This window comes from Pseudoxanthomonas japonensis, from assembly GCF_010093445.1.
Taxonomy (GTDB): Bacteria; Pseudomonadota; Gammaproteobacteria; order Xanthomonadales; family Xanthomonadaceae; genus Pseudoxanthomonas_A; species Pseudoxanthomonas_A japonensis.
Window position 1 is genome coordinate 15257 of record NZ_PDWW01000015.1, and the last position, 15301, is coordinate 30557.

Here is a 15301-nt window from a genome sequence, read left to right on the forward strand (position 1 = left end):
TTCGTTGTCCGTCACACGGTGCGTTACGGCACTTCGACCGCGATGGTGAACACCAGGCCGGGCTTGTAGATGTCGGAACCGCGGCGCAACTCCGGAGCATCCGAGCCGAACGTGTCGTAGTACCCCAGCGTCGCAGTGGCGGGACCGAACCCCTTGGACAGGGTGATCGAGCCATCGTAGAAATCGGCGCGTCCATCGCTGCCCGCGTCGATGGCGGTATAGCCGGTGGTCGCGCCCAACGAGAAGCCCGAGTCGCCGAAGTCGTAGCTGGCGGACAGGCCGGCGTAGATTTCCTCGGCACCCGTGTTGCTGTAGTCGTCGGCGTAGGCCAGGATGCCGCCGACCGTCACCGGACCACTCCATTCCAGCTTGGCGATGTATTCGTTGTAGTCGATGTTGCCGTAACCGTCAGAGGCGCCTTCATAGGTGTAACGGTTAACGCCCAGGTCCAGATTCCAGCTGTCGCTGAGGTCCTTGTTCCAACCCACGAAGTAGTCCACTTCGAAGTTCGGGCCACCGTCGCCGAAGTCGACATTCGATCCCCACACACCGGCATACAGCCCGAAGGGCGCCGAGTAGCTGGCCCCGGCCTGGAAGGCAGGACCGTTATCGGTCTGGGACACGCCGCGGAACACGTAATCCGTGGTCACCGCGAAGGTGGCGCTGAAGGGGGAAGATGCTTCTTCTTCCGCCTCCTGTGCGAACGCTGCCAGGGGCGCGGACAGCAGCAGGGCGGTGGCGAGGGCGGTGCAGAGCTTGATGGGCTTCATCCGGGGTCTCCTGGGGCGGTGGCATGGGTGACCGGGTGCGTCGGGGCGTCTTCGAACCGCCATCACGACTTCACGGTTTTTTAACTGCGCCCCGATAGTGCGCCGCACCAATCGCCCGCGTCAAGTGCTGGATGAGAACTCCGTAATTGGTTTCTTTTTCAATCAATTCAGTAAGTTATATCGCATCACGCTGGTGCCGTTGCACCGTCGCGGGGAAACCATCCGAACCGTTTTGGTGCCAAGCGCACCTGTTGTCCCGGCGCCGTTCCCGGTCCTTCGCGGTCCGCAGGCAGCTCGATATCGACCTCGGCCTGGCCGTCGTCCAACCGGGCACGCAACCTCAGGCGAGGGCCGGTGCGCTGAGCGTCGACAATGGTGGCCGGCCAGGCCGATCCCTCCTCGACCAGATGCAGATCCTCCGGCCGCACGAACAGGTCCGCCTCGCCCTGCCCCGCCTCGCCTCGCGGCCGCAGCGGCAGGCCCGCCACTTGCAACGCGCCCTCGCCCCACTGCGCGGGAAGCCGGTTCACCGCGCCCACGAACGAATAGACGAACGGCGACGCCGGCACGTCGTAGGCATCTGCCGGACTGCCGAGCTGTTCGATACGCCCACGGTTGAGGATGGCCACGCGGTCCGCGAGTTCCAGCGCCTCTTCCTGGTCATGCGTCACGAAGACTGTCGTGAGTCCTGTACGGTCGTGCAGCTCGCGCAGCCATCGACGCAGGTCGCGGCGCACCTGCGCGTCGAGCGCGCCGAAGGGTTCGTCCAGAAGCAGCACGCGCGGCTCAATGGCCAGCGCACGCGCCAGCGCCACGCGTTGCCGCTGGCCGCCTGACAGCTGCGCGGGATAACGGGCGCCGAATCCATCCAGCTGCACGAGGGCGAGCAACTCGGCGACGCGCGCACGGATGGTCGCATCGGGCACGCGGTCACGCCCCTTGCGCACGCGCAGCCCGAAGGCGATGTTCTCCTCCACCGTCAGGTGGCGGAACAACGCGTAGTGCTGGAATACGAACCCCGCGCGGCGCGCCTGCACGCTGAGGCGGGTCGCATCCTCGCCATCGAACAGCACGCGCCCGCTATCCGCCTGTTCGAGGCCAGCGATCACGCGCAGCAGCGTGGTCTTGCCGGAACCCGATGGTCCCAGCAGCGCCAGCAGCTCGCCCTGACGGATGTCCAGCGACACGTCGTCCAGTGCGGCGAAATTGCCGAACCGCTTGCCCAGGTGTTCGATCTTGATACCCATGAGGTCGTCCTGTCAGTGACGGTGGTTGGCGGCCAGCGCTTCGCCGTGGCGCCATTCCAGCCAGGTCTTCAATCCGAGGGTCACCAGCGCCGTCAGCGCCAGCAGCGAAGCCGCCGCGAACGCGGCGCTGTACGCGTACTCGTTGTAAAGGATCTCGACGTGCAGCGGCAGCGTGTTGGTGCGTCCGCGGATGTGGCCCGACACCACCGACACCGCACCGAACTCGCCCAATGCGCGCGCACTGCACAGCAGCACGCCGTACAGCAGTGCCCAGCGGATGTTCGGCAGCGTGACGCGCCAGAACGTCTGCCAGCCGCTGGCACCCAGGCTGAGCGCAGCCAGTTCTTCGTCCGTGCCCTGCTGCTCCATCAGCGGCATCAGTTCGCGCGCGATGAAGGGAAACGTCACGAAGATGGTCGCCAGCACGATGCCCGGCAGCGCGAACACGATTTTGGGAAGTTGCACGTGCAACTCGCCCAGCAGCGGCAGCGTGAACCGCCAGCCCTCGTCGATCAGCGAATAGGCCCAGCCCTGCGCACCGAAGATCAGCACGTAGATCAGGCCCGCCACCACCGGCGATACCGCGAACGGCAGGTCGATCAACGTCACCAGCCAGCGCTTGCCGCGGAACTCGTGCTTGCTGACCGCCCACGCCGCCGCCACGCCGAACAGGAGGTTCAAGGGAACGACGATGCCGGTCACCAGCAACGTCAGTTTCACCGCCGCCAGCGCATCCGCTTCGCTGACGGCCGCGACGAAGGCGGTCCAGCCGCCGCGCAGCGCTTCGACGAACACCAGCGCGAGCGGCAGCAGCAGGAACGACAGCAGGAACCCTAGCGCGCCGAGCACCAGCAGCACCTGCACCCAGACGGGTTCGGTGGTGGCGGCATGGCGGCGGACGGGACGTGCAGGCGTTTCCACGGCGGACGACTCCGGAGGCATGGCGATGACGGCGGAGATGGCGTCGCCCATGTCAGCCCCCCGCCCGTTTGCCGGTGCGTTGCAGGCGCGCCTGCAGCGTGTTGATCAGCAGCAGCAGCGCGAACGAGAGCAACAGCATCGCCGCGGCGATGGCGGTGGCACCTTCGTAGTCGAACTCCTCCAGCTTGATCGTGATCAGCAGCGGTGCGATTTCCGAGACGCCCGGCAGGTTGCCGGCGATGAAGATGACGGAGCCGTACTCGCCCACGCCGCGCGCGAACGCCAGCGCGAAACCCGCCAGCACGGCCGGCCACAGCGTCGGCAGCACCACGAGGCGTACGGACTGCCAGCGGGTCGCGCCGAGGGTAGCCGCCGCTTCCTCCAGTTCGGTTTCGATCTCCGCCAGCACCGGTTGCACGACGCGCACCACGAACGGCAGCCCGATGAACACCAGCGCCACCGTGATGCCGAGCGGCGTGTAGGCGACCTTGATGCCGGCGGCCTCCAGCCATTGCCCGATCCAGCCGGTCGGCCCGTACAACGCGGTCAACGCGATGCCGGCGACGGCGGTGGGCAGTGCGAACGGCAGGTCGATCATCGCATCGAACAGGCGCTTGCCGGGAAAGCGGTAGCGCACGAACACCCACGCGACCAGCGTGCCCATCACCGCGTTGAACGCGGCCGCCGCGAGTGCGGTGCCGAAGCTGATGCGCAGCGCGGCCAGCACGCGCGGCTCGGTCCAGATCGCCCAGATGCCGGCCGGTCCCAGCCCGCTGGCCTTGGCGAACACGCCCACCAGCGGGATCAGCACGATCAGCCCCAGCCAGGCCAGCGTATAGCCCAGGCTGAGGCCGAAACCGGGAATGACGCGCCGCGGGCGCGCCTTTCCCGACGACGGATGCACTGCCGCCACGTTACTTCGCCTGGATCTGGTCGAACACGCCACCGTCGGCGAAGTGCGTCGCCTGCGCCTTCGCCCAGGAGCCGAAGACGCCGTTGATGGTCACCAGCTCCAGCTTGGGAAAGCGCGCGATGTCTTTGGCTGCCGCGTATTGCGGATAACGCGGACGGTAGTAGTGCTTGGCAGCCAGGCGCTGGCCGGTCGGCGAATACAGGTACTTCAGGTAGGCCTGCGCCGCCTCGCGCGTGCCGTGCTTGTCGACGTTGCGGTCCACCAGCGCCACCGGCGGTTCGGCGAGGATCGACAACGACGGCACGACGATGTCGAACTTGTCCGGGCCCAGCTCCTCGATCGACAGGAAGGCTTCGTTCTCCCACGCCAGCAGCACGTCGCCGATCCCGCGCTGGACGAAGGTGGTGGTCGCGCCGCGCGCACCGGTGTCCAGCACGGGCACGTTGCGGAACAGCCCACGCACGAAGTTGCGCGTCTTCGCCTCGTCACCCTTGAAGATCTTCAATCCGTAGGCCCATGCGGCCAGGTAGTTCCAGCGTGCGCCGCCGGAGGTTTTCGGATTCGGCGTGATCACCGAGATGCCGGGCTTCACCAGGTCGTGCCAGTCGCGGATCTTCTTCGGGTTGCCCTTGCGGACCAAGAAGACGATCGTCGACGTGTACGGCGCGCTGTTCTCCGGCAGGCGCGACTGCCAGTTGGCCGGGAACAGCTTGGCGCGCTGGGCGATGGAGTCGACGTCGTAGGCCAGCGCCAGCGTCACCACGTCGGCTTCCAGGCCGTCGATCACCGAGCGCGCCTGTTTGCCGGAACCGCCATGCGAGGTCTCTATACTGACCTTCTGCCCCTTGGTCTTCTGCCAGTCGGCAGCGAACGCGGCATTGAACTCGCGGTAGAACTCGCGCGTCGGGTCGTACGACACGTTGAGCAGGTTGATGTCCTTGGCGCCCGCGGCGGCGGCCAGCGTCAGGCTGAAGGCGAGCAGCGCGTTGCGCGCATGGCGGCGGATGGAAGTCTTCATGAAGGGGCTCCGGGAATCAGAAGGCGATCTGCAGTCGCGAGAACACGGCCTTTTCGTTGTCGCGGTCCGCGCCTGCGGCGGCACCGCCCTCGAACTGCGTACCCAGGTAATTGACGACCAGCTTCAGGTTGCTGGTGAGGTACCAGTTGACACCGAGCGTCCAGGCCTTGGCGCGCCGGGCGGAGACCACGGGATCGGCAAACAGGGGGAAGGCACCATCGTCGATCTCCAGTTCGCCGTAACGGCCGACCAGTTCCCATGCACCCCAGCCACCCTTGCCGGGACTGAAGGGTTTCGACGGCTTGACCACGCCGCGGTAGCTCGCATCTTCGTCGGTCAACACATAGCTCGCGGTCGCCTGCCAGGCCGTGTTCTCGAGCTCGGCGGAGGTGGCGCCGACCTGCAGTTCCTGCTTCGATGCGATGTACTCCGCGAGCAGGCCGAACTGGTTGCGATAGAAGTAGCCCTGCGGCGACCAGCGCGTGCGCTTGCCGTCGGCGGCCACCGCGCTGCGGTAGTTGAAGAACTGCACCTGGCCCGGCGTGCGGTAGCGCGGCAGGATATTGTTGCCCGTACCGGCGGTGTCGCCGACGCTGCCGCCGATACCAAAGCCGAGACCGGACCAGAAACCCGCATCGTCCTTGAAAGGTTCGACGAACAGGCGGCCGGCGACTTCGAACTCGTCGTCCGGATTCGTCGTCACCGCATCGCGGCCGTCGACCGTGCCGTTGAACACGCCGATCGCGTAGCTGACCTTGCTGCCGGCCAACTCACCCTGCAACTGCACGCCGATGTCGCGGTTGGGCGCAAGTTCGCTGGGCAACGCGCGCTCGATGTCGGACAACGCGGACGACGACTGCAGGCGCTCCAGGCCGACCGGCGAAGTGAACTTGCCCAGTCGCACCGTGGCCGCGGGCGAGAACTTCAGGTCGGCATAGGCATCGACGATGCTGGCGCTGTCGCCGGCGAACTCCGGCGTGAAGCGGAAGCCGATCCACTTGCCCAGCGTGCCCTCGATGGTCGGGCGCGCCGTGCGCAGCAGGAAGGTGTCGTAGGTGCCCGACGGCACGCCGCTGTTGAAGAAGCGTCCGTCGCCCTGGATCAGGCCACGGATCCTGATCTCGTAGTCGCCGTTCGCCGACTTCAGCGATGCGCCCTTGTCGTTCGCCGCGATGACCGGCGCTTCCTTTGCCCTGGTCGCGGCTTCTTCCTGCTGCAGTTCGAGACGACGCTCCAGGATGCGCAGGCGCTGGTCCAGGTCGCCCAGCGTCGCCGGCGCGGAGTCGCCTTCGACCGCCACCGTCGCCGGCGCCTCGCCGACGCGGCGCTCCAGGGCTTCCAGCCGCTGCAGCAGCTCCTGCGCGGTTGGTTGGCGCTGTGCGGACACGGGGAGGGCGAGCGAACAGGCCAGCGCGCCGAGGATGGCGACACCACTGCCCTTGCGCTTGCGTGGTCCCGAGTGTGTCCGCATGGCCGCTTTTCCCCATGTGAAGACCCGTGATGGGCCGGAGACGCGATGCTGCGGGCGCACATGCGGGCAGGGAAATGACGAAACGGGGGGCGCTTATGCCGTACGCGCATGACGCGGAGGCGCCGCACGGCCGGCGGGTAGAATGGCGTCTTTCCCGCTTATGCCCCTGCCATGGCCAACCCGCTGACTGCCCACTACGCCGCCACCCTCGACGAGATTCGTGCCCAGGGCCTGTTCAAGTCCGAACGGATCATCACCAGCCCGCAGTCGGCGGAAATCACCCTGGCCGACGGCCGCACCGTGCTGAACTTCTGCGCCAACAACTACCTGGGCCTGGCGGACCATCCGGACGTCATCCAGGCGGCGAAGGACGCGCTGGATACCCACGGCTTCGGCATGGCCTCGGTGCGCTTCATCTGCGGCACCCAGGACCTGCACAAGCAGCTGGAACAGACGATTGCCGACTTCTTCGGCACCGAGGACACCATCCTCTACGCCGCCTGCTTCGACGCCAACGGCGGCCTGTTCGAGCCGCTGCTGGGCGAGGACGACGCCATCATCTCCGACGCACTGAACCACGCCTCGATCATCGACGGCGTGCGCCTGTGCAAGGCCAAGCGCTTCCGCTACGCCAACTGCGACATGGCCGACCTGGAAAAGCAGTTGCAGGCCGCGGATGCCGCCGGCTGCAAGACCAAGCTGATCACCACCGACGGCGTGTTCTCGATGGACGGCTTCATCGCGCCACTGGACGAAATCACCGCGCTCGCGAAAAAGTACAACGCGCTGGTGCACATCGACGAATGCCACGCCACCGGCTTCCTCGGCGCCACCGGCCGCGGCTCGGCCGAAGTGAAGGGCGTGCTGGACCGGATCGACATCATCACCGGCACGCTCGGCAAGGCGATGGGCGGTGCGCTGGGCGGCTTCACCACCGCACGCAGGGAAGTGATCGAACTGCTGCGCCAGCGTTCGCGTCCGTACCTGTTCTCCAACTCGCTGCCGCCGCACGTGGTGGCCGCCGGCATCAAGGCGTTCGAGATGCTCGACGCGGCCGGCGACCTGCGCGAGCAGCTGCAGGGAAACACCCGCTACTTCCGCGAGAAGATGACCGCCGCCGGTTTCGACATCAAGCCGGGCGTGCACCCCATCAGCCCGGTGATGCTGTACGACGCGCCGCTGGCGCAGCGCTTCGCCGAGCGCCTGCTCGAGGAAGGCATCTACGCGATCGGCTTCTTCTTTCCGGTGGTGCCCAAGGGGCAGGCGCGCATCCGCACGCAGATCAGCGCGGCGCATACGCGCGAGCACCTGGACCGCGCCATCGACGCCTTCATCCGCATCGGTCGCGAACTGGGCGTGCTGAAGGCCTGAGCGAGGCCGTGGCGGGCGCGCCCGTCAGCGGGCGCGCTTGGCAGTACTCGCCGTCTTGGGCGCGACCGGCGCGCCCTTGGCCACGCGGATACCGCGAGCCTTCATCCAGGCATCGAATTCCTCGGCCGTCATGCTGCGGCCGTTCTGCTGCATGTCGAAACGGTGTCCGTGCGGCCCGACTTTCACGGTAACGATCTCTTCGGGAGCGGTCTTCTTCGTTGTAGCCGATGGCGATGTCGAAGCACAGCCTGTCGACAGGCCGAAGACGAGCAGTACGGCGCAGCACAGCGGCAGGCGCGGGATCGAACGGTACATGTGATTTCCCCAAGGTCAGCGCGGACGAGTGTAGGCAGCTGTTCCGCAGCGAACCCGGACCGCCGTCGCGCAATCAGCGGCCGGTCGTCGGCGCGAGCGCCTCGCGCTCGTGCGGTTCGAGCATCCGCCATGCGCGCTTGCCCAAGTCTCCCAGCGCAAGCGGGCCTACGGCGACGCGCACGAGCCGCAGAACGCCGACATCGAACGCCGCCAGCAGGCGGCGGATCTGCCGGTTGCGTCCCTCTTCCAGCACGATTTCCAGCCACGCGTGGCGCTCGCCGCGCCTGAGCACCTGCACGGAGCGGGCGGACAGGTGCTCGCCGTCGACGCCAGCACCGGCCGTCAATCCCTGTAGCAGGGCGTTATCCGGGAGCGCGTCGATCTGCACGTGATAGGTCTTGTCCGGACCTTGCGCGGGATCGGTGATGCGGGCCGCCCATTCCGGATCGTTGGTGAAGAGCAACAGGCCCTCGCTGGCCTTGTCGAGCCTGCCGACCGGCGCAACCCACGGCAGGCCCGCGCCGTCCAGGCAGCGGTAGACCGTATCGCGTCCCTGTTCGTCGCGTGCCGTGGTCACCAGGCCACGCGGCTTGTTGAGCATGAGGTAGGTGCGCTCAGGCGCGGCACTCGCCAGACCATCCACCTTGATCACGGCACGGCCGGCAACCACCGGAAACTCGGGATCGCGCACGATGCGGCCATCGACGGACACCCGGCCTTCGACGATCCAGCGCGCGGCCTCGCTGCGCGAACACGTACCCTGCTTGGAGAGGACGCGCGCAAGCCCGTGACGGATTCCCTGCGCGACAGGCGCACGCGGTCGCGCGGCATCGCGGGCAGTCGGTTTGCGCGTCTTCATGGAGAGCGGAAAGGAAAACGGCCGGAAAACCGGCCGTTCGCGGATCAGTTCTTCTTCGCGGGCTCGGCGGGTTCCGGCGCTGGCGCCGCTGCCGGCGCACCAGGAGCCTTCACCACCCGCACGCCACGGGATTTCATCCACGCATCGAATTCGTCCGCGGTCATGCGCTTGCCGTTCTGGCTCATGTCGAACCGCCACGGCGTATTGTCGTGCGCGGTCTTCGGCTGATAGGCCGCCGGACTGGCGGAGGCTGTCGCAGCGGCCGGCGCGGTGGGCAACGCCTTGGCGACATTGCGGCAGCCTTCGATGCGCAGGCGCATCAGCACGCGCTCCACCGATTGCGACTCGTCGAAGGCATGCGACGCCAGCACGCCGGATGGCGCACCCAGCTGCGTGGCGGCAGCAGTGAACTCGGGTGCGACCGGCGCGATCACCGTGGCGGGCGTCTTCAGCGGCGGTGGCACCAGGCTGCCGCTGCAGTCCGGCGCGGCATGGGCGGCGGGAATCGCAACGATGCCCAGCAGGCTGGCAAGAACATGACGGCGCATCGACACAACTCCTGGAGGGTTCTTTCTGGACGTGCCGGGAGTGTAGGCAGCGTCTCAAGGCATGGCAAGAAATCGACCGCCCTGCGCTGCATCGATGCACGAAGACGGAAGCGCCGTCACGCAAATCCGGCGTGCGACGGCCGGAAAAAACGAAGCCCGGCGCGAGGCCGGGCTTCGGGTGTTGCAGGAAGAGCGTCCGGTCAGTTCTGGACGTTCAGTTCCGTACGACGGTTGCGCTCGCTCTTGCAGCCCGGCAGGGTCTGCGCGGTCGGCTCCAGCGGACGGCTCTCGCCGTAACCGATCGGGCCCACCAGACGCGAGGCGCTGACGCCGTTGTTGGTCAGGTAGTCGTACACGGTCTGCGCACGACGCTGCGACAGCGACTGGTTGTAGGCGTCCGCACCGCACAGGTCGGTGTGACCGGCCACTTCGACGCGCAGGTCGGGGTAGCGCTTCAGGATCTCGGCGGCTTCGCCTAGGATCGCGATCGCGTCGGGACGCAGGGTCGACTTGTCGAAGTCGAAGTTCACGCCCTTCAGGTCGATCGAGACCTGCACCGGGCAGCCGTCCGGACCGATGGTCTGGCCAGCCTGCGAACCGGGGCACTTGTCGTCGCAGTTGTTGACGCCGTCGCCGTCGTCATCCAGGTCCGCGCAGCTCGGCGCAGCCGGGGGGGCCGGCGGAGCAGCGGCTTCGGCCTTCGGGCCCAGCGGGATCACGACGCCAATCGACGCGAGGACGTCGCCGAAGTAGCTTTCTTCCTGCTGGTGAATGCCACCCTCGGCGGTGTAGCTCTGATCGTCGAAATCAGCGCGGTACGCAACTTCAGCACGCACGGCCACGCGCTTGTCGAACGTGGTCTGCAGGCCGACGCCCAGCTTGGCCGCAAGGTTGTTATCGCGGCGCTGTGCCGGCGAGTTCGGGCTGTTGATCACATACTCTTCTTCAGAACGCTGCAGGCCCAGACCGGCAACAACGTACGGATTCCAGCCACGGCCTTCCTGGATGAAATGACGACGCAGATCGAGCGAAATGCCGTACTGGCTCCAGTTCAGATCCTTGTTGAAGTCGAAATTCGGGTTCTGGTAGTTGAGTTCACCGTCGAGCGACCAGCTCGGGCTGATGAACTTGCCCAGGCCCAAGGTCAGGAACTGGGTATCTTCGGTACGACGGTCGGTGTCCTGCAAGTTCCAACCCGCGGAACCGGTCAGGTACCAACGGTCATCAAACTCCTGGGCCGTCGCATGGTTGGCGAGGCTCAGGCCGCCCAGCAGCGCGGCGCAGAGAATCTTCTTGTTCATTTGCAGCTCCTTTCCTTGTAAAAGTTCAGTAGTAGAGAAACCGAAGGGCTTTGCTTGCGGCGCTTCTAGTTGTTATTCGAGGCGACAGGCTGCCGTCGCCTTGCTGAACAGATTATGCGGGGGTATGTGAAGACTGTGTTAACGGTACCATAACAAGTTGGCCAAGGTTAACACTCTGTAAGAGAACTCGCGCAGATCCACCCTGCACCGAGCGCCATGCCGCCGGGGAATCCGGCGCGGCGCGGCAAGTTCGGCCCCGGCAACACACCGGTCCACGTACGGCCCTTGGTAAGTCTTCCGCGGGAGCCGATGCTCGCATCATGAACCTGTCCGCGCCTGCCGTACATCGTCTTCCCAGTCTTTTCCTGTCGCATGGCTCTCCCATGCTGGCGATCGAGGACTCGCCCACCGGCCGCTTCCTCGACCGGTTGGGCGGCCTTCTGCACCGGCCCCGCGCCATCCTGGTGGCCTCCGCGCATTTCGTCCATGCGCGCCCGACGCTCACTGCCACGCCCATGCCGGAGACGATCCACGACTTCGGCGGGTTCCCGGAACCGCTTTACCGGATCCGGTATCCGACGGCCGGTGCACCCGCACTCGCGCACGATATCGCGGAGCGCCTGACGACCGCCGGGTTCGACGCGCACGAAGACGGCCACCATGGGCTGGATCACGGCGTCTGGGTACCGTTGAGGCGGATGTATCCGGCATCGGACATCCCGGTGGTGGCGCTGTCGGTAAACCCCTCCCAAAGCGCCGAGTGGCACTACCGGCTGGGCCGGGCGCTGGCGCCGCTGCGGGACGAAGGCGTGCTGGTGGTCGGTTCCGGTGGCTTCTCGCACAACCTGCGCGCACTGCACTGGCAGCATGCGCAGGCAGCGGCGTACCCGTGGGTCACCGCGTTCACCGATCCGTTGCGTGCTGCGCTGCTGGAAGGCGACGTGGCCACCGCGCTCGACTGGACCTCGCTGCCGCATGCGGCGCAGAACCATCCCACCACCGAGCACCTCTATCCGCTCTACGTGGCGCTCGGCGCCGGCGGCGAAGGCGCCAGGGGACGCCTGCTCCATCGCGACGTGGAAATGGGTGGGCTGGCGCTGGACGCCTTCGCGTTCGACACGGCCTGACTACACCGCCAATCCGCGCTCCCACGGCGGATCGTCGCCGAACTGGCCGGCAAGGAAATCCACGAACGCGCGCACCCGCGGCGGCACCAGCCGTCGCTGCGGCATGACCGCGCTGATCGCGGTCGTGGCCAACGGGAAGTCGGGCAGCACCACGGCCAGACGTCCCGCCCGCAGATCGTCGGCGACGTGCCACAACGAATGCACGACGATGCCCTCGCCCGCGAGCGACGCATCGCGCAGCACTTCGCCGAAGTTGCTCTCGAAGCGACCGCGCACGCGTAACGCGACCTCGCCGCCCTCCGGCGTTCCCAGCCGCCAGACGTCCTGGCGACCGCCGCTGCCGAACAGCAGCAGGCAATCGTGGTCGGCAAGCTGTGCGGGCGTCTGCGGGACGCCGCGCCGGCGCAGGTAGTCCGGCGACGCGCACAGCACGCGACGGTTAGGGGCGATGCGCCGGGCCACCAGGCGTGAATCGTCCAGCGCCCCGATGCGGATGGCGAGGTCGAAGCCCTCGCTGACCAGATCCACCACGTTGTCGCTGAGATGGACGCTCAGTCGGACCTTGGGATGGCGCGCGAGGAAGGCAGGCAGCAGCGGCGAGACGTACTGGCGCCCGAACGAGGCCGACATCGTCACCCGCAGCGTACCGGCGACCTCGCTGGCGGCCTCGCGCAGGCCACTGCCCAGCGATTCCAGTTCCTCGACCAGCACCCGTCCCTGCTGCGCCAGGGCCAGACCCTCCGGCGTGGGGTGCAGGCGGCGGGTGGTCCGGTGCAGCAGGCGCACGCCCAGCTCCTTTTCCAGCCGCTTCAGGCGCTGGCTGGCCACGGCCACCGACAGGTCCAGGCTGTGGGCGGCGGCGGTGATCGATCCCAGGTCGAGCACGCGCATGAACAGGGTGAGGTCGCCGATGCGGTCCATTTTCAATTTTCCATTGAAAGTGATTCGCCATTTTCTCCGTTTTTCGCCAGCGAAGGAAGCGGCACGCTGCACGCCTCCCCTGACCCCCTCTACCCCATGTCTCCCACCACACCCTCTGCGTCACGCATGCCGCTGGGTCTCTACGCCCTGACCGCCGGCGCCTTCGGCATCGGCACCACCGAGTTCGTCATCATGGGCCTGCTGATGCAGGTCGCCACCGACCTGCAGGTTTCGATCGCCGCCGCGGGTCTGCTGATCTCCGGCTACGCGCTGGGCGTCTTTGTCGGCGCCCCGCTGCTGACCGCCGCCACCAGCCGCATGCCGCGCAAGGCGGTACTGGTGGCGCTGATGATCGTGTTCACGCTGGGCAACCTGGCCTGTGCGTTGGCGCCGAACTACGAACTGCTGATGGCCGCGCGCGTGATCACCTCGCTCGCGCACGGCACCTTCTTCGGCGTCGGCGCCGTGGTAGCGACCGGCATGGTCAGCGAAGACCGCAAGGCCTCCGCCATCTCCATCATGTTCACCGGCCTGACCGTGGCCACGCTGCTCGGCGTGCCGGCGGGCGCGTGGCTGGGCCTGCAGTTCGGCTGGCGCGCCACGTTCTGGGCGGTGACCGCGATCGGCGTGCTGGCGACGCTCATCATCGCGACGCTCGTGCCGGCCGACCGCAGTGCGCCGTCGCCACTGCCGTTCCGCGACGAACTGCGCGTGGTCGCGCGTCCGCAGGTGCTGCTCGGCCTGCTTATGACCGTGCTCGGCTTCGGCGGCATGTTCACCGTGTACACCTATATCCAGCCGCTGCTGACCCAAGTCACCGGCTTCGCCGATGCCGCGGTCTCGCCGATCCTGCTGGTGTTCGGCGTCGGCATGATCGTCGGCAACCTGCTTGGCGGCCGTTTCGCCGACCGCCGCCTGGCGCCCGCGCTGCTTGGCACGCTCACCTTGCTGGCGCTGGTGATGGGCGCGATGACCTTCGTGCTGGAAAGCCCGTGGGCGATGATCGCGTTCACCGGCCTGCTCGGTGCCGCGGCGTTCGCCACCGTGTCGCCGCTGCAGCTGTGGGTGCTGCAGAAGGCCAGCGGCGCGCAGAGCCTGGCCTCCAGCCTGAACATCGGCGCCTTCAACCTCGGCAACGCGCTGGGCGCGTGGCTGGGCGGCGTGGTGATCTCGCAGGGACTGGGGCTGTCCGCCCTGCCCTGGGTCGCCGCGCTGGTGCCTGCGTCCGCCTTCGCCGTCGCGCTGTGGGCACTGGCGCTGGAGCGCCGCCAGCGTTTCCCACTGGTCGCGGAAGCGGACTGCGCCTGATCCGCCGTTCGTCGCATCGCCTGTTCCATTCGCACGCCGCATCATCGCGACATGCCTTCCGATCCCCACGAGGAACCACCATGAAAGCCGTCGCCCTCACCCGTTATCTCCCCATCGACGATCCGCACTCGCTGGTCGATGTCGAACTCGAGAAACCCACCGCCACCGGCCACGACATCCTGGTGCGCGTGGAAGCCGTGTCGGTGAATCCCGTCGACACCAAGGTGCGTTCGCCGAAGCCGCAGGTCGAGGCACAGCCGAAGGTGCTGGGCTACGACGCCGCCGGCGTGGTCGAAACCGTCGGCGAAGCGGTGACCCGCTTCAAGCCCGGGGATGCCGTCTACTACGCAGGCGACATCACCCGTTCCGGCAGCAACGCGCAGTTCCAGCTGGTCGACGAACGCATCGTCGGCCGCAAGCCCGCGTCGCTGGATTTCGCGCAGGCGGCCGCGTTGCCGCTGACCACGATCACCGCGTGGGAACTGCTGTTCGACCGCATGCCGTACGCCATCGACAACGGTGGTGAAGGCAAGTCGCTGCTGGTGATCGCCGGTGCCGGCGGCGTGGGTTCCATCGCGATCCAGCTGGCCAAGCGCGCCGGCTTCACCGTCATCGCCACCGCATCGCGGCAGGACACCATCGACTGGTGCAAGGCGATGGGCGCCGACCATGTGGTCAACCATCGCGAGCCGCTCGGTCCGCAACTGAAGGCGCTTGGCTTCGACACCGTCGACGCGGCGCTCAACCTGGCCGACACGGACCGCTACTGGACCGACCTGGGCGAACTGCTGGCGCCGCTCGGCCACGTCGGCCTGATCGTCGAGCCGCGCGGCGAGCTGCGCATCGGCGATCCCTACAAGGCCAAGAGCATCGGCATCCACTGGGAAATGATGTTCGCCCGTCCGCGCTTCCGCACCGCCGACATGGGCGAACAGGGCGCACTGCTGGATCGCGTCGCCGACCTGATCGACGCCGGCCAGCTGCGCGGCACGCTGACCGGCACGCTGTCTCCGATCAATGCGGCCAACCTGCGCGAAGCGCACCGCCGGCTGGAATCCGGGACCACCATCGGCAAACTGGTGCTCGCCGGCTGGTAGGACCCGTCCACGCCTGACGGATCAGGGCGCCGGCTGGCTTGCGGGAACAGCTACCGGCGCCCGCGCGACTTGCGATATCGTGGCTGGCCGCAGCGCGCTCCGGCGCGATCCGCC

Annotated in this window: 15 protein-coding genes; 4 read left to right on the top strand and 11 right to left on the bottom strand. The window is 67.3% G+C overall.

The window, feature by feature from the left end:
* Nucleotides 1-23: 23 nt before the first annotated feature.
* The 6 genes from CSC78_RS11310 to CSC78_RS11335 form a co-directional block, all read right to left on the bottom strand.
* On the bottom strand, nucleotides 24-770 hold the full coding sequence (locus CSC78_RS11310; protein ID WP_162337988.1) for a TorF family putative porin: 747 nt from the start codon (nucleotides 768-770) through the stop codon (nucleotides 24-26).
* A 185-nt stretch (nucleotides 771-955) separates the two neighbouring features.
* Nucleotides 956-2017, bottom strand: coding sequence for a sulfate/molybdate ABC transporter ATP-binding protein (locus CSC78_RS11315; RefSeq protein WP_162337989.1), 1062 nt, complete (start codon nucleotides 2015-2017; stop codon nucleotides 956-958).
* Between the two features lie 12 nt (nucleotides 2018-2029).
* Complete coding sequence (gene cysW, locus CSC78_RS11320; RefSeq protein ID WP_162337990.1) at nucleotides 2030-2989, bottom strand: sulfate ABC transporter permease subunit CysW; 960 nt, start codon at nucleotides 2987-2989, stop codon at nucleotides 2030-2032.
* Between the two features lies 1 nt (nucleotide 2990).
* Nucleotides 2991-3851: a sulfate ABC transporter permease subunit CysT gene (gene cysT, locus CSC78_RS11325; protein WP_202924167.1), complete on the bottom strand. Its 861-nt coding sequence runs from the start codon at nucleotides 3849-3851 to the stop codon at nucleotides 2991-2993.
* Between the two features lies 1 nt (nucleotide 3852).
* Nucleotides 3853-4869, bottom strand: a complete 1017-nt coding sequence (locus CSC78_RS11330) for a sulfate ABC transporter substrate-binding protein (RefSeq protein ID WP_162337991.1) — start codon at nucleotides 4867-4869, stop codon at nucleotides 3853-3855.
* A gap of 16 nt (nucleotides 4870-4885) precedes the next feature.
* Nucleotides 4886-6340, bottom strand: a complete 1455-nt coding sequence (locus tag CSC78_RS11335) for an OprO/OprP family phosphate-selective porin (RefSeq protein WP_162337992.1) — start codon at nucleotides 6338-6340, stop codon at nucleotides 4886-4888.
* Nucleotides 6341-6511: 171 nt separating this feature from the next.
* Here CSC78_RS11335 and kbl point away from each other — a divergent pair, with 171 nt between their 5' ends.
* The gene (gene kbl / locus CSC78_RS11340; protein ID WP_162337993.1) at nucleotides 6512-7711 is read left to right on the top strand and encodes a glycine C-acetyltransferase; all 1200 of its coding nucleotides are present in this window, start codon (nucleotides 6512-6514) and stop codon (nucleotides 7709-7711) included.
* 24 nt (nucleotides 7712-7735) lie between these two features.
* Here kbl and CSC78_RS11345 read toward each other — a convergent pair whose 3' ends face one another.
* The 4 genes from CSC78_RS11345 to CSC78_RS11360 form a co-directional block, all read right to left on the bottom strand.
* The gene (locus tag CSC78_RS11345; protein WP_162337974.1) at nucleotides 7736-8026 is read right to left on the bottom strand and encodes a hypothetical protein; all 291 of its coding nucleotides are present in this window, start codon (nucleotides 8024-8026) and stop codon (nucleotides 7736-7738) included.
* 73 nt (nucleotides 8027-8099) lie between these two features.
* On the bottom strand, nucleotides 8100-8885 hold the full coding sequence (locus CSC78_RS11350) for a pseudouridine synthase (RefSeq protein WP_162338038.1): 786 nt from the start codon (nucleotides 8883-8885) through the stop codon (nucleotides 8100-8102).
* A 44-nt stretch (nucleotides 8886-8929) separates the two neighbouring features.
* On the bottom strand, nucleotides 8930-9433 hold the full coding sequence (locus CSC78_RS11355) for a hypothetical protein (protein WP_162337994.1): 504 nt from the start codon (nucleotides 9431-9433) through the stop codon (nucleotides 8930-8932).
* A gap of 200 nt (nucleotides 9434-9633) precedes the next feature.
* Entirely contained in the window at nucleotides 9634-10734 is a 1101-nt protein-coding gene (locus CSC78_RS11360) for an OmpA family protein (protein ID WP_162337995.1), read from the bottom strand.
* A gap of 320 nt (nucleotides 10735-11054) precedes the next feature.
* Between CSC78_RS11360 and CSC78_RS11365 the strand changes: the two genes are divergently transcribed.
* A complete protein-coding gene (locus tag CSC78_RS11365) occupies nucleotides 11055-11861 on the top strand; it encodes a dioxygenase family protein (protein ID WP_162337996.1) in 807 nt (268 codons plus the stop codon).
* Here CSC78_RS11365 and CSC78_RS11370 read toward each other — a convergent pair whose 3' ends face one another.
* A complete protein-coding gene (locus CSC78_RS11370) occupies nucleotides 11862-12782 on the bottom strand; it encodes a LysR family transcriptional regulator (protein WP_162337997.1) in 921 nt (306 codons plus the stop codon).
* Between the two features lie 96 nt (nucleotides 12783-12878).
* Between CSC78_RS11370 and CSC78_RS11375 the strand changes: the two genes are divergently transcribed.
* Together CSC78_RS11375 and CSC78_RS11380 are read left to right on the top strand one after the other, a co-directional pair.
* A complete protein-coding gene (locus CSC78_RS11375; protein WP_202924168.1) occupies nucleotides 12879-14090 on the top strand; it encodes an MFS transporter in 1212 nt (403 codons plus the stop codon).
* 80 nt (nucleotides 14091-14170) lie between these two features.
* Nucleotides 14171-15187 carry a zinc-binding alcohol dehydrogenase family protein gene (locus CSC78_RS11380; RefSeq protein WP_162337999.1) on the top strand — a complete coding sequence of 339 codons (1017 nt, stop codon included), beginning with the start codon at nucleotides 14171-14173 and terminating at the stop codon, nucleotides 15185-15187.
* Nucleotides 15188-15301: the final 114 nt, after the last annotated feature.